At 38.2% G+C, this 21,542-nt stretch carries 16 protein-coding genes; 9 read left to right on the top strand and 7 right to left on the bottom strand.

What is annotated here, in order from left to right:
- Positions 1-62: 62 nt before the first annotated feature.
- Positions 63-2,669 carry a U32 family peptidase gene (locus tag CK510_RS05450; RefSeq protein ID WP_095720724.1) on the top strand — a complete coding sequence of 869 codons (2,607 nt, stop codon included), beginning with the start codon at positions 63-65 and terminating at the stop codon, positions 2,667-2,669.
- Positions 2,670-2,760: 91 nt separating this feature from the next.
- On the opposite strand, the gene CK510_RS05445 is transcribed toward CK510_RS05450, so the two are convergent.
- The gene (locus CK510_RS05445) at positions 2,761-5,448 is read right to left on the bottom strand and encodes a non-ribosomal peptide synthetase (RefSeq protein WP_095720723.1); all 2,688 of its coding nucleotides are present in this window, start codon (positions 5,446-5,448) and stop codon (positions 2,761-2,763) included.
- A 749-nt stretch (positions 5,449-6,197) separates the two neighbouring features.
- On the opposite strand from CK510_RS05445, the gene CK510_RS05440 reads away from it, so the two are divergent.
- From CK510_RS05440 to CK510_RS05430, 3 genes are all read left to right on the top strand, one after another.
- Positions 6,198-6,806 carry a class I SAM-dependent methyltransferase gene (locus CK510_RS05440; protein WP_095720722.1) on the top strand — a complete coding sequence of 203 codons (609 nt, stop codon included), beginning with the start codon at positions 6,198-6,200 and terminating at the stop codon, positions 6,804-6,806.
- A gap of 431 nt (positions 6,807-7,237) precedes the next feature.
- Positions 7,238-8,557, top strand: coding sequence for a PhoH family protein (locus CK510_RS05435; RefSeq protein ID WP_095720721.1), 1,320 nt, complete (start codon positions 7,238-7,240; stop codon positions 8,555-8,557).
- Positions 8,558-8,635: 78 nt separating this feature from the next.
- Positions 8,636-8,989: a Spx/MgsR family RNA polymerase-binding regulatory protein gene (locus tag CK510_RS05430; RefSeq protein WP_095720720.1), complete on the top strand. Its 354-nt coding sequence runs from the start codon at positions 8,636-8,638 to the stop codon at positions 8,987-8,989.
- Positions 8,990-9,025: 36 nt separating this feature from the next.
- On the opposite strand, the gene CK510_RS05425 is transcribed toward CK510_RS05430, so the two are convergent.
- Positions 9,026-11,197 (bottom strand): tetratricopeptide repeat protein, encoded by a 2,172-nt coding sequence (locus tag CK510_RS05425; RefSeq protein ID WP_095720719.1) that lies wholly within the window; start codon positions 11,195-11,197, stop codon positions 9,026-9,028.
- Positions 11,198-11,536: 339 nt separating this feature from the next.
- Positions 11,537-11,716, bottom strand: a complete 180-nt coding sequence (psb34, locus tag CK510_RS05420) for a photosystem II assembly protein Psb34 (protein WP_095720718.1) — start codon at positions 11,714-11,716, stop codon at positions 11,537-11,539.
- A gap of 409 nt (positions 11,717-12,125) precedes the next feature.
- Between psb34 and CK510_RS05415 the strand changes: the two genes are divergently transcribed.
- The 3 genes from CK510_RS05415 (at position 12,126) to CK510_RS05410 (ending at position 13,797) form a co-directional block, all read left to right on the top strand.
- Complete coding sequence (locus CK510_RS05415; protein WP_245911856.1) at positions 12,126-12,974, top strand: Fic family protein; 849 nt, start codon at positions 12,126-12,128, stop codon at positions 12,972-12,974.
- 34 nt (positions 12,975-13,008) lie between these two features.
- Positions 13,009-13,140, top strand: coding sequence for a hypothetical protein (locus CK510_RS33885; RefSeq protein WP_281256986.1), 132 nt, complete (start codon positions 13,009-13,011; stop codon positions 13,138-13,140).
- A gap of 75 nt (positions 13,141-13,215) precedes the next feature.
- On the top strand, positions 13,216-13,797 hold the full coding sequence (locus CK510_RS05410; protein ID WP_095720716.1) for a Uma2 family endonuclease: 582 nt from the start codon (positions 13,216-13,218) through the stop codon (positions 13,795-13,797).
- Between the two features lie 144 nt (positions 13,798-13,941).
- Here the strand turns inward: CK510_RS05410 and CK510_RS05405 are convergent, their stop codons facing one another.
- Positions 13,942-16,029, bottom strand: coding sequence for an NAD(P)/FAD-dependent oxidoreductase (locus tag CK510_RS05405; protein ID WP_095720715.1), 2,088 nt, complete (start codon positions 16,027-16,029; stop codon positions 13,942-13,944).
- A 158-nt stretch (positions 16,030-16,187) separates the two neighbouring features.
- On the opposite strand from CK510_RS05405, the gene CK510_RS05400 reads away from it, so the two are divergent.
- Positions 16,188-16,421 (top strand): hypothetical protein, encoded by a 234-nt coding sequence (locus CK510_RS05400; RefSeq protein WP_095720714.1) that lies wholly within the window; start codon positions 16,188-16,190, stop codon positions 16,419-16,421.
- A 2-nt stretch (positions 16,422-16,423) separates the two neighbouring features.
- On the opposite strand, the gene CK510_RS31555 is transcribed toward CK510_RS05400, so the two are convergent.
- From CK510_RS31555 to CK510_RS05390, 3 genes are all read right to left on the bottom strand, one after another.
- Positions 16,424-16,573, bottom strand: a complete 150-nt coding sequence (locus CK510_RS31555; RefSeq protein ID WP_158224850.1) for a hypothetical protein — start codon at positions 16,571-16,573, stop codon at positions 16,424-16,426.
- A 38-nt stretch (positions 16,574-16,611) separates the two neighbouring features.
- On the bottom strand, positions 16,612-17,607 hold the full coding sequence (gene hpnA, locus CK510_RS05395) for a hopanoid-associated sugar epimerase (protein ID WP_095720713.1): 996 nt from the start codon (positions 17,605-17,607) through the stop codon (positions 16,612-16,614).
- Positions 17,608-17,708: 101 nt separating this feature from the next.
- A complete protein-coding gene (locus CK510_RS05390; RefSeq protein WP_095720712.1) occupies positions 17,709-20,429 on the bottom strand; it encodes an efflux RND transporter permease subunit in 2,721 nt (906 codons plus the stop codon).
- A 250-nt stretch (positions 20,430-20,679) separates the two neighbouring features.
- Here CK510_RS05390 and CK510_RS05385 point away from each other — a divergent pair, with 250 nt between their 5' ends.
- Positions 20,680-21,402, top strand: coding sequence for a 5'-methylthioadenosine/S-adenosylhomocysteine nucleosidase family protein (locus CK510_RS05385; protein WP_095720711.1), 723 nt, complete (start codon positions 20,680-20,682; stop codon positions 21,400-21,402).
- Positions 21,403-21,542 lie beyond the last annotated feature (140 nt).

Here is a 21,542-nt window from a genome sequence, read left to right as displayed (position 1 = left end):
CTTTTCCTTTTGCCTTCACCAAACGATATCATTACTAAGGTGTCTTTTTTTCCTTAGTACCCATGCAAGCCGAACTTAACCAAACTACCTTAAAACGTCCCGAATTATTAGCTCCTGCTGGTAATTGGGAATGTGCGAAAGCTGCCGTCGAGAATGGTGCAGATGCAATTTATTTCGGTTTGGAGAAGTTCAATGCGAGGATGCGGGCAGAAAATTTCACCGAGGCTGATTTACCGGAATTAATGGAATTTCTTCGCGATCGCGGTGTTAAGGGTTATGTTACTCTCAACACATTAGTATTTCCCCAAGAGTTGCGTGAGGCTGAAAGATATCTGCGATCGATTATTACTGCTGGTGTCGATGCAGTAATTGTCCAAGATATTGGTATTTGCCGTCTCATTCGTCACCTATCCCCAGACTTTCCTATCCACGCTTCCACTCAGATGACGATTACAAGTGAAGTTGGTGTGGAATTTGCGGAGGAATTAGGGTGTAATTTAGTTGTATTGGCACGGGAATGTTCGCTTCCAGAAATTAATAAAATCCAAAATAGAATGCAGTATCGCGGTGCAACTTTGCCTTTGGAAGTGTTCGTACATGGGGCTTTGTGCGTTGCTTATTCGGGACAATGCTTGACGAGTGAGGCTTTAGGAGGACGTTCAGCGAATCGGGGAGAATGCGCTCAAGCTTGTCGAATGCCCTATGAGTTGATTGTCGATGGGGAAAGTGTGGATTTGGGGGATAAAAGGTATCTTTTGAGTCCTCAAGATTTGGCTGGATTAAGTGTTTTGCCGGAATTGGTGCAAGCGGGGGTAAGCTGTCTCAAGATTGAAGGTCGCTTAAAAGCACCCGAATATGTAGCAAATGTCACCAGGGTTTATCGGGAAGCGTTGAATCGGTTGATGAGGGAATTGGACGAACAAAAAGAACCAGAAAAACCTTTTTTATCTCCAGAGGATACTTCAAATTCCCCAGTTAGCAATCCTTCCCCAGAGGAAATTTACAATTTAGAAATGGCTTTTTCCCGTGGAATTTATACTGGTTGGTTCCGGGGAATTAACAATCAGGAGTTGGTTCACGCTCGCTTTGGGAAGAAGCGGGGGGTATATTTGGGAGATGTGAAAGGGATTCGCAATGAAGAAGTGACTCTCAAGTTGGCAGCACCGCTCAAGGCTGGGGATGGTATCGTATTTGACTGTGGGCATCCGGAGATGAAGGAGGAAGGAGGACGGGTTTATGGGGTACAGCGAAAAGGGAAGGAGGTAATAATTACTTTTGGAAAAGGTAATATTAATTGGCAAAGGGTGCATGTTGGGGATAAATTGTGGAAGACTAGCGACCCGGAATTAGATAAGCAGATACGACAAAGTTATGCTGGAGAGAACCCGCAGTTTCAGCGTCCAATTGATATTGAAGTGCATGGGGAAGTTGGCAAAAATTTGGTGACTGTAACTCGTGATGAAGTTGGTTATTTGGTTTTGGTTGAGTCGGAGATTTTGTTGGAGGAAGCTCATACTAAACCTCTAACGACGGAGAAGTTGCAGGAACAATTTGGTCGGTTGGGAAATACTCCTTTTAGATTGGGTAATTTAGTTAATCATCTTCAGGGTAATGTAATTTTACCTGTAAGTGAATTAAATAGAATTCGACGAGAGATTGTCACGAAGTTGGCAGCAGAAAGGGCAAAAAATAGACTTTGGAAGTTAAAGCAAAATGTTTCTTTGCAAGATTTGTTTTCTTTTGATTCACATAATTATAAATATCATCGATTGTTGGATAAAAAATCTCCAAATCTTATTGTTTTGGTGCGTAATTTAAAACAACTTCAAGCGGTGCTTGATAGTGATGTTAATACTATTTACTGTGAATTTGAAGATATTCATAAGTATCGAGAAGCTGTAGAAATGGTCAAGGTGAAAAGGAAAATAAACTCTTCAGATTCCCCAATTTTGGAAATATTTATTGCTCCTCCGCGCATTACGAAACCGGGGGAAAATTGGATTTTACAACAGATACAATTACATGGTGCTGATGGTTATTTGATACGTAATTATGACCAACTCAAGTTCTTTGGTAATGACAGATGTGTTGGCGATTTTTCGTTAAATGTAGCGAATGCTTTAACTGCTGATTATTTTAAAAATAAGTTTGGGTTAGAAAGGGTTACGGCTTCTTACGATTTGAATATAAGTCAATTGAAGGATTTAATTACTAGTTCTCCTCCGGATTGGTATGAAGTAACAATACATCAACATATGCCAATGTTTCACATGGAACATTGCGTTTTTTGTGCGTTTTTATCAGATGGTACTGACTTTACTAATTGTGGTAGACCATGCGAAAAACATGAGGTAAAATTGCGAGAATTTCGGTTTGGTAGCGAGCATATTTTACAAGCTGATGTCGGTTGCAGAAATACAGTTTTTAATGCTACTGCTCAAACTGGGGCTGAATATGTGCAAAAGCTAATTAATTTGGGTTTGCGAAGTTTTAGAATTGAATTTGTAAATGAAACACCAGAAGATGTGGCGCAAACTATACAGAAATATCAACAATTATTGCGAGGGGAAATTACAGGTTCCCAATTGTGGAAGGAGTTGAAATTGCAAAATCAATTAGGTGTAACTCGCGGTACAAATCGAGAAATTATGACTAAGGGAAGTGGATAAAATAAATTACTTCTTATACCAATTTAATATGCAGCTTCATATTAAATTGGTATTAGGTGTTAGCACACACTACTTGTTTTGGTTGAATATTTTAGAGACAATTTAAATAATCTTTCAAATTTTTAGCTAGGAAAATTACACTTTCCCTAACTATATTATCATGGTCTCCAGGAATATCTCTAACTTCGATTTCCTCCGCAACTTCACCCCAAGCCAAATTGCGATCGCCTATAATCCACCAAGGTTGTTGCGAACTTCTAAATAAAATCAATTTACCTGGATATTTTTGCGGGTGATAATTATTGACAGTTGCTAGTTGCGTTGTGAGAATGTTAAGTTCGATTGCGCTAACATCAGTTCCTCTGGATGCAAGAAGAATCAATAAATCTTCTTCCGAATTAACATCACTAAATATTCTAGTAATCTTACGAAGCTTGCAAAATAGATTGTTTGCTAACATCGATAAGTAGATATTTTTTTCTCTTAATTTGAGTGGGATAAATCGCTGCCAACGAAAATTAAACCAATCAGAAAAAGATAACTTGTGGAAATAGATTGGATTATAAGTATCAAATAAAGCCAATAAATCGACTTTCTCCCCTTGTGAAATTAGCTGCTGTGCCATCTCAAAGGCAATTACACCACCACCTGAAAAACCTGATAGTAAATATGGTCCTTGAGGTTGAATTTTACGGATTTCTTTTATGTAATGAAATGCCATATCCTCAACTTTAGTATGTAGAGGTTCATTACCATCAATTCCATAAGGTTGTAGAGCATAAAATGGTCTGTCTGTACCTAATAAATTGGCTAACTTTTTAAAGACAATTACATTTCCATCAATAGCATGTACACAAAATAAAGGTCGTTTATCTCCATGAGGTTGGATGGGAACTAAAGATTCCCAAAGTTCTTTTGGTTCTCCCTGCTGGATAATATCCGCTAATTTTTCAATTGTGGGAGAGAGCAAGAATATTGAGAGAGGAAATTTTCTGGCAAGTTTTTGCTCGATTTGTGCGAGCATCCGTAAAGCTGATAAAGAATTTCCACCTAAATCGAAAAAATTATCTGTGATTCCTATTGGTTTAATTCCTAAAATCTCTTCCCAAATTTCTATTAATTGCTGTTCTTGAAAGTTTCTTGCTGGGGAAATTTCTCTGATTTGCTGTAGAGAGTTTTGCATCGGAAAAGGTAATGCATGACGGTCAATTTTATTATTTAAAGTTAATGGAAAAGCATCTAAAAATATGTAAGCTGAAGGAATCATATACTCAGGTAATTTATCCTTCAAAAAAATAGATAGTTGTTTATCTGTAATTAAATTACTCTGCTTGAGAATAATATAGGCAAATAAATGCTTTTCACCCAACTTATTCTCACGAGCGATCACAATAGTTTGAGCAACGTCAGGATGCTGATTTAAAGCAGTTTCAATCTCCTCTGGTTGAATCCGAAAACCACGAATCTTCACCTGATAATCCACACGTCCTAGTACTTCAATACTACCATCTGCTAACATCCGTGCAGAATCTCCAGTTTTAAATATTGGCGATTCCGAATTATTGCTAAAAGGGTTGGGAATAAAACGTTTTGCTGTCAATTGCGGAAGATTTACATAACCCTTGGCAATTCCCATACCACCAATGTATAATTCACCTTTTGTTCCTTGGGGAACTGGTTGTAAGCTTTCATCTAAGAGATATATCTGTGTATTTGCGATCGCATAACCAATGGGAACCGAATCGACGGAAAAGGGCTTTTCTATCCAAATTTCCGGTTCATAAATAGTCGATGTAATGGTTGTTTCTGTCAATCCATAAGCATTCAACCAGCGCACTCGCTTTCCAATCATCTTTTGCCAGGTAATCAATCGCTCTGGTAAAACTTTCTCATTTCCCACAATTACTAAACGTACTGAATCAGGCAAAGTCATCTGAAAATTATCCAAAGCTAATACCCAATCATGCCAATAAGATGCAGGTAAATTCAGAACTGTTAGCTGTTTGGATTGAATGAATTCATGAAATTCGGAAATAGTCGGGATACCGGTATTTGGACGCAAAACAACAGTTCCACCACTTAATAATGTGGGATATATCTCTTCTCCAGCAACATCGAAATTCATTGAAGCAAATTGCATCACATTATCATTTGCTTGCAGGTTATCAGCAATGGAAACACTATGGTTGCTTAAAGCGCGATGGGGAATGAAAGCACCTTTTGGTTTACCTGTGGAACCAGATGTGTAAATTATATAAGCATAATTTTCTGATGTATTTATATTTTGTAAGTTTTCTCGATTTCCTAAATTATCGATTTTTTTTAAATCTTCCCAACACAAAACTTGCATTTGCTGCTGTTGATATTTAGGAAGATTTTCTAAATATTTTTGTTGAGTTAATAGTACCCTTGGTTGAGCATCTTCTAAAATATGTAATAGTCTATCTTGGGGTGACATCGGATCGAATGGAAGATAAGCACCACCAGCTTTCAGAATTGCCAGTAAAGCAATTATCGCTTCACAGGAACGTTCTAAACTAATCCCCACAAATACTTCCGGTTTCACTCCTAAATCCCGCAAATAATGGGCTAACTGATTTGAACGCTGATTGAGTTCTCTGTAGGTAAGTTGTTTTTCTTCAGATATCAAAGCAATATTATTAGGAGTTTTTTCTACCTGTGTCTCAAATAGTTTATGAATCAATAACTCGTCTGAATAAGTATTAAAGTTATTATTTAACTGTAGAACTAGATTATTTTCTTTATCTGTGATTTGCATATTTATTAAGCCTAGTTGAAATGGCAGTCGAGAGTATTTTTGACAAATAATTATTCCCTACTAAATTCTTTTTAGTAGGAAAGAGTTAGGAATTAGGAGTTGGGAATTAAGTCAGCAATAATTTTCCCGTTTCCCCCGCTATTTACTTTTGAGGTAGATGCAAGAAGAGAAGAAAGTCGATCTGATAAACTTTTTGCGGCTTTTCAATGGTAGATTTAGTTCCGGTATGTTGTACTAGCAATGTCTCAAAGTCTTGATTTAACTAAGTATTTTGCCAGCAAAACAAATTTACATCCAAAATCTAAAGTATAAGATTTGACTTTAATCAAAAATTATCGAATAATCGCAAACCCTGTTTTTACGATTATTAGATTGATATTTAACTAATTATTTAATATTTGTAGCAGACAATGTATAAAGATAATATTTACATCAGTCTATTTACTGTAAAAATAGTGTGTGCAACAATACTTTTACCAAAGAAAAATACTTAGGTATATCCGGTATCTCACAGGTTATCTTAAGGTATGTGAAGTCAGGGGAAGGAAAGGTAAGAAAGGAGGAGTTTTCCCACGTTTTCCCCGGTTTAAAGCTTCGGTTGCAAATGCGATCATCTTGCTCACATTTATACATTTAGTAAGGGTTTCACAACATTTTTGCAATAACCTCTACCAAAATCTGTTTAAAAAGTGTAAATTAGCAATGTACTATATTAAAAAAACGTTGATTTGTAGTTTTGGATTATATTAATGTCTTCCCAATTTTTCTCAAAAAAACAGTGGATTTTCGACCGTTGGGCACCGTTCTACGATATTTTTTTTACTACTGTTTTCTATCAGGCAATCCACAAACGCTTACTAGAGTATGTTGACCTACCAGAACAAGCAAGTATCTTAGATTTAGGTTGCGGAACAGGACGTTTGTTAAACCGACTTGCTCATCAAAATTTAACACTTCAGGGAACGGGATTAGACCTTTCCCAAGAAATGCTCAAACAAGCAAATATTAACAATCAATATCCATCTCGTCTGACATTTGTTGAAGGTAATGCCGAAACAATGCCATTCGCAGATAATAAATTCGATGCTGTTTTTAATACAATTAGTTTCCTACATTATCCCAACCCAATAACTGTACTTTCCGAAGTTCATCGGATATTACGCCCTGAAGGCAAATTTTACTTAGTTGATTACACAATTCGTTGGGATGATGAACCAAAAATTATCGGTATTTCTAGCGGTAGTCTTCACATTTATAGTCCAACAGTTCGGGAAAAATTAGGACAACAAGTAGGATTAACTTGCGTCAAACATCAGTATTTATTAGGTGCAATTATGTTAACAATATTCTCAAAATAGCTATAGCTGATTATCATTTCATTCCTTTCTGCTTTTATTGTCCTAAAAAGCCCGTTACTAAAAGCGGAAGCAAAATGAGTAAGCTGATAATCAATAGTAAAGTTCCAGGATCGATATCGATTGTATTTTTGTCTTTTGGCTGTGGCATATTACTCCTTTCTGATTTGATTTAATTTAATTAAAAAAACTTGTGGGTAATGTTAACCTTTAATCGCTATTTTAAAAGATTTTTCAAGTCATTTCGATTTATTTAACTTAATTTGACTTAATTGAACTAGATGCATTGTGTCAATTGTGACCAACCAAGATATAAAAATCACTGTCAAAAGTATCTTTTTCGCAATAAAATATACTGAAGTTACTAAAAAACGTGTAAATTAGCACTATATTGTATAGATGCGTTTTGATTTTTAATTTGATTTTTTATTACGATGAAAAGAACCTTTGTCCTCGATACCAATGTTTTGCTGCACGATCCTTCTGCAATTTTACGGTTCAAGGACAATGATGTAGTGTTACCAATTACGGTGATTGAAGAATTAGACCGCTTCAAAAAACAGCCAGAAATGACTGGACGAAATGCCCGTCAAGTCTCGCGAACATTAGATTCATTTCGCCAACAGGGGCACTTAATCGAAGGTGTATCAATCAATAATGGTGGTATTCTTAAGGTTGCATTATGCAGTCGTGAAACCTTAAATTCTCTACCCATCGAACTCGAACATGGTAACGGGGATAATGCGATTCTTGCTGTTGCTTTGGAAATGAAGCGAGTGTGTCAATGTCAGGTAGTTTTAGTCAGTAAAGATACGAATTTACGCATTAAAGCTGATGCAGTTGGACTAGAGGCAGAAGACTATGAAACAGATAAAGTGGATATTGATGAGCTTTATACAGGAACAAAAGAATTAATTGTTTCTAGCGACGAAATTAATCAATTATCTAAAGATGGTGTTTTAGTTTTAAATGGTGAATTTTTCCCCAATCAAACGATTATCCTAGTTGATGAATTAAATCCGTCCCATACCGCATTAGGAATAGTTAATTATGGCAGAATTGTACCTTTAGAAAAAATTCCTACTGGTAGTGTTTCCCGGATTAAACCTCGTAACCAGGAACAAATATTTGCCATGAATTTATTATTAAATGACTCAATTCCCTTAGTAACCCTAGTTGGAAAAGCTGGAACTGGAAAAACTTTATTAGCAGTAGCCGCAGGGTTGCATAAAATTGCTGATGAACGCATTTATACTCGACTTTTGATATCTCGTCCTGTGATTCCAATGGGTAAAGATATTGGTTTTTTACCAGGAGATATCAAAGAGAAACTTACTCCTTGGATGCAGCCATTATATGACAATTTTGACTTGATTTTTGGCACACAAGATGGGTCGGCGAAACCCGCACATTGGCGACGAGGACATGAAGAATTAATCGAGCGGGGAATGTTGCAAATTGAACCTTTGACATATATTCGTGGTCGAACAATTCCCAAACAGTTTTTAATAGTTGATGAGGCTCAAAACTTGACACCACATGAGGTCAAAACAATTCTGACGCGGGCTGGAGAAGGGACTAAAGTAGTATTGACTGGCGACCCCGATCAAATCGATAATCCTTATGTTGATGCTGCTAGTAACGGGTTGACCTATGTAGTTGAACAGTTTAAAAACGAACCCTTAGCAGGTCATATTACCTTAAGTAAAGGCGAGCGATCGCGTTTAGCTGAACGTGCGACAATGTTACTTTGAATATTAATATGGAAAGACGCGATATATCGCGTCTCTACATTTACGAAATTACGATTGCGTCTATACATTTCCAAAATTATGTCTATCGAAGTTTACGGAATCCCCAACTGTGGAAGCTGCAAAAAATCTTTGCAATGGTTACAAATAAATGAGATTGAACATGTATTTATTAATACGAAGGAAAACCCACCATCGCGGGAAATGATTCAAAATTGGGTAAAAACATTAGGTTTCCAACCAATGCGGAATACCTCTGGTCAATCTTACCGCGCATTGGGGGAAGAAAAAAATACCTGGAATGACCAACAATGGATCGAAGCATTTACCAAAGATGTAATGTTAGTGAAACGTCCGTTGTTAGTCAAAGATGGAATAGCTGTGATGGTTGGATTCAAAGAAGGAGAAATCCGCGATAAACTTTTATTGATGTAGGTACGAATATCGCAGATTTCTGACTTACAGTTTAACTTACAATTTTGGTAAAATCTCCGGTAACAATCCACCTGGTACTTTTGATAAGGCGATATTTTGCCCTTGAATACCTAGCTCATTATGGAATGCTCGAATTGCTTTAATTATATAGGCAAGGGTGGTTTGATAGCTTTCCGGTTGTTTACCCATGCCATTTAAAGCTTGCAAATGATTTTCTAATGTAGCTTCGAGATGTTCAGTTCGCTCGCTCTTATCTCCTTCATAATAGGTATCTGTTACCAGTTGATAATGGGCAAGTCCCAAATTATTATGGGTAGCAAATAAATCGAAGCTTAAGGGGATGCCATTGAGGGAATGTGCTAAACCCACAGCTTCCTCATAAGCGCTGATACACATTTGCAAACACTTATATTTTTCTTCCTTGGGAGTTTGAGCTTGGTTTGCCAAATGCCAATAAGCTGTACCGAGATTGTTTTGTGTAGCAGAACAAGCAGCAGGTTGATTTGTCGATGTGCGGAATCTTAAAGCTTCCCGGTATGCATTTATTGCCAAGTGGAGATTGTCTTCTTGTTGTTCATACTGTGCCAAATTCCAATATGCTGTGCCAATATTGTTCTTAATCATCCCGTATTTTAGCGGTTCAGTATTGGGTATGTAGTGAACTAACGCTAGTCCATAGGCTGCGATCGCACGCTTCAAATGTACGGCAGGTAGGTTATGCTGGGCTAAATGCCAGTATGCTGTACCTAAGTTATTCTGACATGCGGCAAATTTCAACGGTTCCATTTCTGCTGTTCGATAGCGCAATGCTTCACCATAGGCAAGTACTGCTTGCTGCCAGTTTTCAGATGGATCGGAAAATTTCGCTAAATCCCCATAGGCAGTTCCCAAATTATTTTGTACCCTTCCATAGGTATCGGGATGGGTTTCGGGGGAAATTAACTTTAATGCCAGGTGATAAAATTCGATTCCCTGTTCAATGTAGGATTGCCCCTCTTCAGAATTGGGAGGAGTTCGATATAACATCCAATACAAAGTTCCCAAGTCATTCAAAATATCGGGAACTTGTGGTGAAGTTTCATCGTATGTAATCGCTTCTTGATAAGCAATGATTGCCACCATTAAATTTTCTAAGGTGGAATGTCCTTGTTCAATTTGTAAGCGATATAAATTACCTAACTTTTGATAACCAACTGCCAAACTTTCTGATTGAGCTTTTTGGGAATGTAATTCCTCGATTTCTACCAAAATTTCCTGGGGTAAAAGTTCCATTTCCCCATCTGAAGGGGTAAAAGTACTTGCCGTCGCTAAAACAAGTTCGCTTAATTCCTTTGTAATATGGGATAACCGAGGTGTTACAGTCGCTTCTGCGGAAATATCTTTGACTTGTGGTGGTTCATTCTGGGGTAAACCCACTGCCAACAATTCGGATTTTGGTACTTGTTCTGGGGATTTGTGGCTACGATTTACTGGTCGATTAGTGACTGGAAAATCATAATTATCCGGTGGAATGACATCATCTAAAATCGTTTGTTCTAAACTGCCTTCCAATACCCGCGAACTAGAAAACCTTTCCGGAGAACCCTTTGTTTTTGCCGTTGGAGTCGGTTCCCCAGCAAAACTGAAGACTCCAGTGCGACACCGCCAAAACTGTGGTGCTGACTGCTGAATCGCGTGTAACCAAGGACGGGGAACCCACAGTAGTAAACTTGATTCTAAAAAATAACTTGACTCTTGGATAGAAAGGTGCTGTTCTGTCAACCGTAGATAATGCAAAAATAATCTTTGGATTGCCACAGGTTGACGTGTCAACTGTTCCGTACCAACTATCTGAAATGCCGGGATTGGCAAAGGTCTACCCGGAGTCTCCTTTGTTCCACCAACAATTGGTGGTGGGTAATTTGTTAACCATTGATTAATTTGGGCAATGGGATTGGGGTCGCTTAAATTCAATCGCAGCGTCACCAAACGTGGATATGCTGGTGTACTTGCCTCAAACGAGTTCGCTGGCTGGTATAAAACCTGTCCCACCGGGTATGCTAGGGTTGAGTGCAACCTCGCCGCCACCTGATTTCGGAGGTTCAAATCGTCACACACCGCCAAAAACATTTGTCGCCGCAAACCCAACCCTAAAGCTAGTTTGAGACGATGATATACCTGCTTGTTCCAAGCAAAATTCTCTGGGTGTGTAGTATCATTCACGCTCATGGTGGCATCACCGCCAAATCCTGTTTACTTTCGCTCTTGAAATATTTTTAGGTAGCCTATAACTCTTATTCTGTCAATGTTTTTCATCCTGCGATCGCACCCCTCAGGATAAATAGTTTTTTTCACTCCTTACAAAAATTAATGTATTCAATTATACGCTTTACTTTATGTAATTTTAACAAATAAAAATCAGGTTCACACAGAATGCGGAACCTGAAGATGATAGCAAGTTTTGAGTAGATACGACTCAGTGGGTCGTATATGTTGGATTTGGGAGGAATAATGCTTATTTGGGATTCTGGATTTTGGCTACTTAGATAATTTTTTCAAAATTTACTTTTAAGCAACATTGGAAACAGAGTAGGCAATAACTATCAAACCAGTAACTAATGCGATCGCTGCTATTCCGAGGAAAATATAGTTGCGTTTTTGCCCACCAGTTGGGGGTTCTGCTGCATAAACTTGTGGTTCTCTGGCAAAGTTATTCAGACGACCACCTTCTTCTGTGGTATAAGGCATAAACGATTTCCTTATTTTAAGTTTTATGTTTTGACTTTGTGTTTTCACTTTCGCTCAATGTTACATAAGTCGCTACATCTACTTCAAAATTTAGAGATAAAACTTTACAAAAAGAAACTCATCTTAAACAGCAGGTGGAAAATAGGACTAGTACAGTTCGGCGTAAATTAAATAACCAGACCATTATTTAATCCTCAAATTCCCAGTAATAATAGGCTTTCCCCCACTGCCTACTGCCTACTCACAACTGCCTTGACGTACTAGAATAAAATAGCCCTTTGTTGGCGTGAGGGACAATCGTTTGTTGATGTCTTCTTCTCAACTATACGAGAAATTTATTAAACAGGTAATCGTTCTAAGTCAACAAAAAGAATTTTCATTAACATCTTTACTAAATAACTATTTAATCGTGAATTATCAGCTTAAATTAGAACAAATAGACAAACTAAAAGCTTGGTTAGATGGATTTAGACCTTTTGAATCAACGATTGTCACCGAACTCAAAAAACTCTATGATGTCCGATTTACTTATAATTCTAATGCTATTGAAGGTAATACTTTAACTCAAAGTGAAACCGAATTAGTTTTAACTAAGGGCATTACTGTTGGGGGCAAAACCCTCGACGAACATTTAGAAGTTATCGGACATAAAAATGCAATCGACTATATTGAAAGTTTAGCCAAAAAAGATGCAGAAATTAGTGAATGGGAAATCAAACAAATTCACAATCTAATTCTCCGAAAAATCAACCCTGATGAAGCTGGTAGTTATCGTACTCTAGATGTGATGGCAGCAGGAACTAATTATCATTATCCTCCACATTATTTACTATCTCAATTAATGAGAGATTTTACAATCTGGCTGAATTCAGAATCTGCTTTAAAACTCCATCCAGTCGAATATGCGACTATGGCTCATTATCGCTTTGTCTCTATCCATCCTTTTCGGGATGGGAATGGTCGAACTGCTAGATTATTAATGAATTTACTCTTAATCCGTGCGGGCTATCCAATTGTGGTTATTGACAATAAAATACGCAATGATTATATTAATGCCTTGGTATATGGTCAACAAAATCAAGATGATTTAGGTCAGCTTTTTGACTTGGTTTTTGATGCTACTATTACTTCACTTGTGGAAATTTTAAGATTATTAGTTACTGCAAATAGTAGTCGGAAAAAAGGACAGATTTTTTATCAGGAAATTACTGATTTTCTCGATTGTAGCGGGTTGGAATTAGATGGAGGATTATCTTAGGGAATGGGAAGGAGTTGGGGATTGATGCACCAGTATGAGTGGAAAGTTAAACAAAAATATCCCTAAGCTAAGATTTCCTGAATTTAAAGGTGATAATCAAGCAAGAGAGCTTAATAATGTAATCGTAAAAAAAGACGATATTCTTTTAAACAATGAAGAAGAATAAACCTAACTCTAAAATCTCGATCGACTTACTGCCGATAATCCTCTTTTTATAGATAAATATTGAATAATACTAATTATGATTGTCGTAAAAGAAAATTCCCCACAGCTTACCCCTGAAGAATATTTTGCCTGGGAAGAGAAACAGCTAGAAAAGCATGAGTATATTAACGGTGAAGTCTATGCAATGAGTGGCGGCAGTGTAAATCATGGTCGCATTGCCATCAAATTTACCGCCATGTTCGATACACATTTAGACAATAACGGCTGTATAACAGGCAATTCTGACATTAAGGTTAATATTGTCACCACCAATAACTATACCTATCCAGATGCGAGTGTAACTTGCGACGAACGAGATAAAAGCACTGCTAACTATTTTACTTATCCATGCTTAATAGTTGAAGTTTTATCAGATAGTACTGAGGCTTACGACCGAGGTGGTAAGTTTAGAATGTATCGAAACAACCCAATTTTACAAGATTATTTATTAGTTAGCTCTACCAAAATTGAGATGGACTTATATCGCAAGAATGATGCTGGTGATTGGGTGATTATTAATTACCAAGTAGGGGATACTGTGGAGCTAAAAAGCATTAATTTGAGTTTTCCGATCGAGCAAGTCTATCGTGGCTTGATTCTAACTCCAGAATCTGAATAGATTCTATTTCTATTATTTCGGTTCATAGCAAATATCGTTAAAACTTTCGATGCCTCATCTTGAATACTCGATCGAACTATCGAGAAAATTTATTTTTTGGATATCTGGGAATTAATTTGGGCAAACGGTTGTTTGCCGCTACGGTTAAATGACTTCGGGTTTGTGGATGGTTGTTTTTGCGATCGCTCCTGAATTACCCTGCTTTGATGGTGGTTTACCTGTGTTAATTGCATAATTAATGACTAAAAGCCGCAACCATAAACCTGGGTAGCGAGATTCTAGCCAAGTTTGATTTTGCTTCAGAAAACCCCCAAGCCAAAAGCCAAGTAAGGCACTCACGATTGCGTGACTGGTAAAATTCACGTAATTACCAATCCACTTAAATAAATCTTTGGCTCCAGCAAGTTCCCAAATCCACAATAGTAAAATGGGATTTTTTCTGGCAGCTTTGATTGCCAAGCTATTAAATGTCAGCCAATCAAACCTATCTTTAATAAAGTTTTCGGCAACTTCTGGGGATGAATCCGCAAGTAAGCCAAAGAAATTATTTAACATGGAGTTGATGCGTTGGGGAGGCAAAAATTTACCTGTGGGAACCATCATCCCCTTAGAGAACATCCAAGTGACGGCAACATTACTTTGGAATGCGCGAATTGTATTCAAATGTTTGAAGTTGAGTAAATCGTGTTTCAAGGCAACATCAAGCAACTTTGTCAGACGTTCCAAGTTGCGAACTAGGGAACCAAACCCGGTAAATACCAGTGGAGATTGTAAAGATGCAGCATCCCCGATCGCAATTAGTCGATCGAATGCGATGGTGCGATCGCGTGCGTTAGTACTAAAATGTCCGGGAATGTAACCGAATGTCGGTTTTTTCCATTCCAATTTGTCCATCTCGCAGCGTCGATATTCTGGGAGAATTGTGAAAAAGTCTTCGTACATTTCCAGCAATGAACCGGGATTTTCGGCGTTTACTTGGTGATAGTGGAATAAGTAAATCGTCAATTCGTCATTGGCAGCAGGAAATAATTCCCAAATTAATTGCCTTCCCCGTGAAATATCTCCGTGACTGTAAAGTACGTCACCGTAAGTCGAATCCCAAACCCCCGGTTCAAAACCGGATATCACCGCACCTACTGTTGGACATACACTATCAAAAGCGCGATCGCGATTCAATTGCCAAGCGATGGGGGAAGCTGTTCCCATTGCGTCTATTAGTAACCGACAGCTAACTTGTTTTTCGGTATCATTTATTAAATCTTTGACGGTAATTAAGGCTTGGGAATTATCTATATCAGCACGAATAAATTCAGTTTCACCCCAAATTTCCCCCCCTGCGGCTTTAAGTTTCTCTCCGCACATTTTCAACCATTTATCTGATTCTAAAGCAATATTTAATACGGTTGGGGTATGTAAGATGGGTGCTTTTAAATGTGGGGGATTATTGGCATCAAAAAACTTGTTAAATCCATCTTTATATTCCCGCGCAATTATCAATTCAACTTCATTGGGAGTCAGTAAACCCAAATTAATTAAACTTTGAATTTCATCCCGCGAAATATTCCACTCCCGATTCATCCGTCCAAATGGTAATCTTTCCACCAATAAGACTTTATAACCTAAACGTGCCATTACGGCAGCATGGATAACTCCTAATGCACCTCCGATGTAGATTAGGTCAAAATTGGGATTGGAATTTTGTGCTGTAGATGGCTGTTGATGGGAAAAAATGACTTGGCGGGGTTGTTGGGGATTTCTCACCCCTTCACGCCAACGCTGTTCCCACCAGTAAGCACGTTTGAGGTCGTATTCCCCATTCGGCATTTTCTGGAAATACTTGACCGTGAGAGGGTAATCATCTGCCAAAGCTTCAAAAATCGACTGCTGGGATAGATTAATTGTTGGGGGTTCCGGGTAATTATGCGGAAAGCGGTCGCGAATCGATTTTGTCAGTTGCTTGAGGATATTTGCCTCCTGGGGAAAAGGTTTATCTCCCCAACGGAATATTTTTAGATAAGTAGTTCGTTGCACTGACCAAACAAAAGCTGACAGTTCGTTAGGTAATTTTTCCGAAATATCCGAATTTTTGGTGGTTGAATCAGCCATTCTCAATCGAAAACCGTCAAAAGTCACGATTTTTTGACCTATTCCCGCGTCAAATTCCCCTTGCAGCCAGGTTAAAACCTTTGCTGTGTCGGGAGTTGGGATTTCTAGATAAAGTAGTTCTTTCATTTTTTTAGCTTCCTCGGATAAATCTACTCATTAAGACAGATTTAATAACCCCATAAATTGCGGTAAACTCCGCCCTATCGGTTAGATGAAAATTCAGTAAAGAAATCTTAAGAATTTAACAAATATACCTTTCATTTGTTCGCTTATCACCTCACACCATGAATTATCCCATTCCAGAGAACCCACAAGGCATTTTTGAAATGCGGCAACAGCCAGTTGATGAAGAATTGGTTGCAGCTGCGATCGCAGGGGTAATCAAAATCGTCCGCTCCCAAGGTCAATCTCTTGAGCAGCTTACTGCTGAGGTTTTGGCTGATGATACTCTTCTTGATAAGCAGCAGCGTCGTTGGTTGAGTCAGGTTGTTAGCCAGGCTTGGGATACTATATCTTGATCTTAAATCAAGTCAAATCTAAAACATTCTTTTCTCATTTTTGACTGAAGTTGCTTTTCCCGGTTGGTTTGTGGTGTGAGTTTTGATTGGGTGCGATCGGGATGGAGTAGTTTGGTAAGTAGTGTTTTAATATGGAGGTTGTGAACCGCCAAGACGCAGAGTACGCCAAGGAAGAGAGAAAGAAAAGAAGTTAGGAGTTAAGTTTGACGTAATCGTTGGAGACAAACCAATCAACTGCGTCTTTGAGGGCTATATGTATGGGGGTTTGGGGTAATCCAAGTTCGCGAATTGCTTTGGATGGGTTGTAGTACATGGGATGTTTTGCCATCCTCACACCATCGAGGGGTACTGATGGTTTTTTTCCCAATGGGGCAAGAATTTTTTCATCAATCCATGCGACGCTGAAGGGTATCCAAGGGGGTATGGCGTTTTTTGGTGCGGGAATGTTGGTGATTTCTGCGAGACAATCGAGGATTTGTTTCAGGGAGAGGTTTTGGTTGCCTAGTATGTATCTTTCTCCACTTTTTCCTTTTTGGAGTGCGAGGAGATGTCCCCAAGCTACGTCACGCACGTCTATTAGGTTTAATCCTGTGTTGATGTAAGCTGGCATTTGCCGTTTGAGAAAGCGCAGTATGATATCTCCTCCTGTGGGGGTTGGTTTGATGTCCCAAGGTCCAATGGGTGTGCTAGGATTGACTATTACGATGTTTTGTCCGGAATTTGCGGCTTTAATTGCTTCTTGTTCGGCTAAATATTTGGACTTTTTATAATCACCAATTAGTTCGTTGATTGGACTTTGGTGGGTTTCGTCAACTGGGTTTTTTCCGACTCCAATTGCGGCGACGGAACTGGTGTATACTGTGCGTTCTATACCTGCTGTTTTTGCGGCTGCGAGGATGTTTTGGGTGCCGATGACGTTGTTTTGGTAGAGTGATTTTTTGTCGGTTTGCCAGAGGGAATAATGTGCAGCGACGTGGAATAGGTATTTGCAATCTGCGATTTTTTCCGCAAGGTTGGAGTCGTTTAAATCTCCTTTGATTATTTCCAGGTTATGGAGATTTTTGAGGTTATTAATATTACTATTTTGACGCACAAGGGCACGTAGTGAATATCCTTGGAGGGTTAGTAAACGGGCAAGATTTGCTCCGACGAATCCTGTAGCACCTGTGATAAAAATTTTTTCCATAATTGATGATTATACTAAAAAGGCTTGGAGTTTTGCTTTTAAACGCAGAGGTTCGCAAAGGAAAGCGCAAAGTTACGCGGAGAGAGTATATCAATTACAAATTATGACGAATTGCGGGGAAACCAATCATCAAGAATAGTATATAGGGTTGGGACGACTATTAAACTGAGAATAGTGGAACTAATTAAGCCTCCAGCGATGGATACAGCCATAGGCGATCGCAATTCAAATCCGGCTCCAATTCCTAGTGCTATGGGAACCATACCTAAGATTGTGGATGCTGTTGTCATCATGATCGGACGAAATCTTGTTGGTGCTGCTTCGAGTATGGCTTCTTCGCGATTTAGTCCTTGTTTTCGCATTTGATTGATGTAGTCTACTAACAAAATTGCGTTTTTATTGCTAATACCAAGTAGGAAGACAAATCCAATCAGGGAAATCATCCCAAAGTCGCTTTTTGTCAAAAGTAGGGAAATTATTGCTCCGACTATTGCTAAGGGTAAGGAAATACCTATTATAATTGGGTCTTGCCATCCTCCAAATAGTAAAATTAACACTATAATGATGCATATTGCTGATAGTAGTAATGTCCAAGTAAAGCTACCTAAAACCTCATTTTGTCTTGCGGAATCTCCTTCTAATGCTAGTTGTACATCTGGGGTAATTGTGCTTTTCGCAATTGACACTAATTTCTCTGTAGCTGCTCCAAGAGATAAGTTTTGTCCTAAATTTATCTGCCCTAAGTTGGCACTGATATAGGTGACACGCTGATTATTCAAACGCTCAATTTGAAATATATTATCGTTGGTATTTCCTAATCCTGTATAAGTTACATCTACAAATCCTGGTAATTTCTGAATTCGTTCTGTAATGGCTTTGGCTGATTGATTTAAACTCTTTAAATTTTCTCCCTTTAAGGCAATTTGTAGGGGTTTTTGGACTCCACTATCAACAAATTGGATATCCTCAACGCTAATTGTGATATCGGGAATTTGGGGTAATGAACTACGCAATTTTTCTTGTAAATCACCCGTTTTAATTTGACGTTTTTCCTTTAATTTCACATACAGAGTTCCCTTATTCACTTCACCTTGACGGGAACCAATGGTGACAAATATATTTTCCACGTCGGCATTTTTGATAATAATATTTTCCAGCTTCTTAGCAATCTCTAAAGAATCATTTAAGGGATTATTTAATGAATTAGAGCTTGCTACCCCAGCAACAGAAAGGGAATTTAAATCTGTACTAAAAATATTTCCTAAAGCATCCTGGGCAGATTGCTGACTTTGTGCCACCAACTTGGTTAATGATGCCGTATAAGTAACATTAAATTCCCCCCGATCTAACTTGGGAATAAATCCCTTGGGAATAATTGGGATAATTGCGATCGCAACCAAAAAGCTCAATACCGCTAACCCCATGACAATTTTCCGATGTTGCAATGACCATTTCAATAAATCTTGATATTTTTGGGCAAAATAACCCCATTTCTTCTGTTCTTCTGCTTCTTTTCGTTCCTTTCCTCGAATCCAATAAATCGCAAGTACTGGAGACAAAGTTCTGGCAACTAATAGGGAAGTCAACATCGCTGCTGAAACCGTAATTCCAAACGGTTTAAAAAACTGTCCGACTACATTACCCATTAATCCAATTGGTAGAAACACTGCAACAGCAGTCAATGTGGCAGCAGTCACTGTCAAACCGATTTCTGATGTTGCTAAAAGTGCTGCTTGACGGGGAGTTTCCCCCCGATCGATGTGACGCATAATGTTTTCCACGTCAACTATTGCGTCATCGATAATACTGCCAATTACTAATGCCAATGCTAGCAATGTTATAGTTTCCAAGTTGAAACCAAACATAGCCATGACAATAAATGTTCCCATTAGGGAAACGGGAATTGCTAAAGCGGAAATTATTGTTGCTTGCCAGTTTCGTAAAAAGGGATAAATTACCACCACTGACAAAACGATTGCTTCAATTAGGGAATCAATTGTTGATTGGGTAGCTTTGCGAATAAATTCTGCCTGGGTTGATGCTAAAGTTAATTTGATATCGGGTAAACTAAGACGTAATTTCTCAACTTCCGCTTCAACCCTACCCACAACCTCCAAAGTATTTGCATCTCCCCGTTTAATTACTTGGATTGCGATCGTCGAAAGACGGGTACTTTGTACCATCGCGTCTTTGCTATTAAATCGAATTAAGGTCGCACCTTGACCTGGTAAACTGGTGGAATTACTATCTTGTGTCGGTTCACCCAATAGTACAACTTTGAGAACTCCTGGTAACTTGGAGATATTCGCGATAATTTTTTGTTTTGTTAAATTCGATAAATCCTGTAAGCTTTGTTTATCGCTTTCAATTGCGTAACTAATGACGGCAGATTCATTCAAATTGAAGGGAATAACCTTGTATTCTGCCCCGGAAATCAATTTTACCTGTTTGAGTGCATCTTCAACTTTGCGGGTAGATACATCTAAATTTGTCCCCACAGGAGATTCCAGACTAATCACAGATTGCCCTGGATAACTAGAAGAGCGAACGTCATCAACCTCTGGCAAATTTTGCAAACGCTGTTCGAGGGGTTTTGTTAATTTTGCCTCCGTATCTAACGCTGTAGATAATGGTGCGGTTGCATTTACCACCACCACAGGAAAGGTAATATCTGGGAATAGTGCATATTTCAGCGAAGTAAATGCCAAAATTCCTGCTACCATCACTCCAATCCAAAAACTCAGCGTCAACCAGGAATGTTGAATTGCCCATTGAGAAATATTAAAGCGATCGCGTACTGATTTCGGGTAAATAGGCTTCATTGACTACAGTTGTCACTGTGTTTTTTTTGATTCAATTCCTGATTTTAAAATGATTTTTCTTTTTTAGCATAACTATGAGTTACAAAAAATCAATTGCACATGTTGTTAATTTTTGCAATCTCAATAATTCACTCTTAGGATAGATGACTTTTTTTTGAAAATAAGTTTTACAATTTCATTAAATATTTATTAGTAGGGGCGAACGGTTGTACTCCGAAACGGAGAAGCAAGCTACGCCCTCATATACAGGATGTCATTATCTAACCTATCGACAATTCAAGCAATTCTGGTTCCCCAAGGAGCAGAATACAAAGCTGTATGTAAAGGATTAAATAGTATTACTGGAAAAATTCCCCAAGTCATCGCGATTCCGATTGGTAGTCCAAGATTAATTAAATACTTAGAAAAATTAGATATTATCGCAGAATTACGCAAAGAATTACAACCAAAAATACTAGTAATGGGCTTGTGTGGCAGCTTAAAGCCAGAATATAACATTGGGGATATAGTCATTTATCAAAGTTGTATTTATCACAATAATTCCGAGAAAAACCTGATTCGAGAATTCGAGCGAAATTTAACAACTGATTTAGTAAATCAATTAGAATTACACCAAAAAAAACAGATATCCAAAGTCAAAGGAATAACGTGCGATCGCATTATTTCTTCATCCGCAGAAAAACACCATCTTGCCCAAACCTATGATGTTGATGTTGTTGATATGGAAGGATTCACTATTTTAGGATTTTTCAATTCCCTGGGTATATCCGTTGCCATGTTGCGGGTAGTTAGTGATGATAGTACTCATGATTTACCCGATTTAAATTCTGCTATTAGTTCCCAAGGTTCACTGCAAACTCTCCCCCTCGCATTGGGAATGTTACGTCATCCTGTTGCAGCAACACGTTTAATCCGTGGTTCGTTACAAGGGTTAAAAGTATTAGAGCAAATTACAACTGTCGCATACACATAAGTTTGTTTTTCCCTGATACCTCAGAATTACCCCCTTATAAAGCAGGGCTGTTTCGTTCCCTTTTAAACAGGATTTGTCAAGATAGTTAGCGATAAATATCTAAGTAAGGGTGGCGATTAAATGAACTTTTAAGCACTCAG

Origin of the sequence: Brunnivagina elsteri CCALA 953 (genome assembly GCF_002289455.1) — a bacterium.
GTDB classification, from domain to species: Bacteria; Cyanobacteriota; Cyanobacteriia; order Cyanobacteriales; family Nostocaceae; genus Brunnivagina; species Brunnivagina elsteri.
Note: the sequence above shows the minus strand (reverse complement) of the source record. Positions and strands in the feature narration are given on the sequence as shown.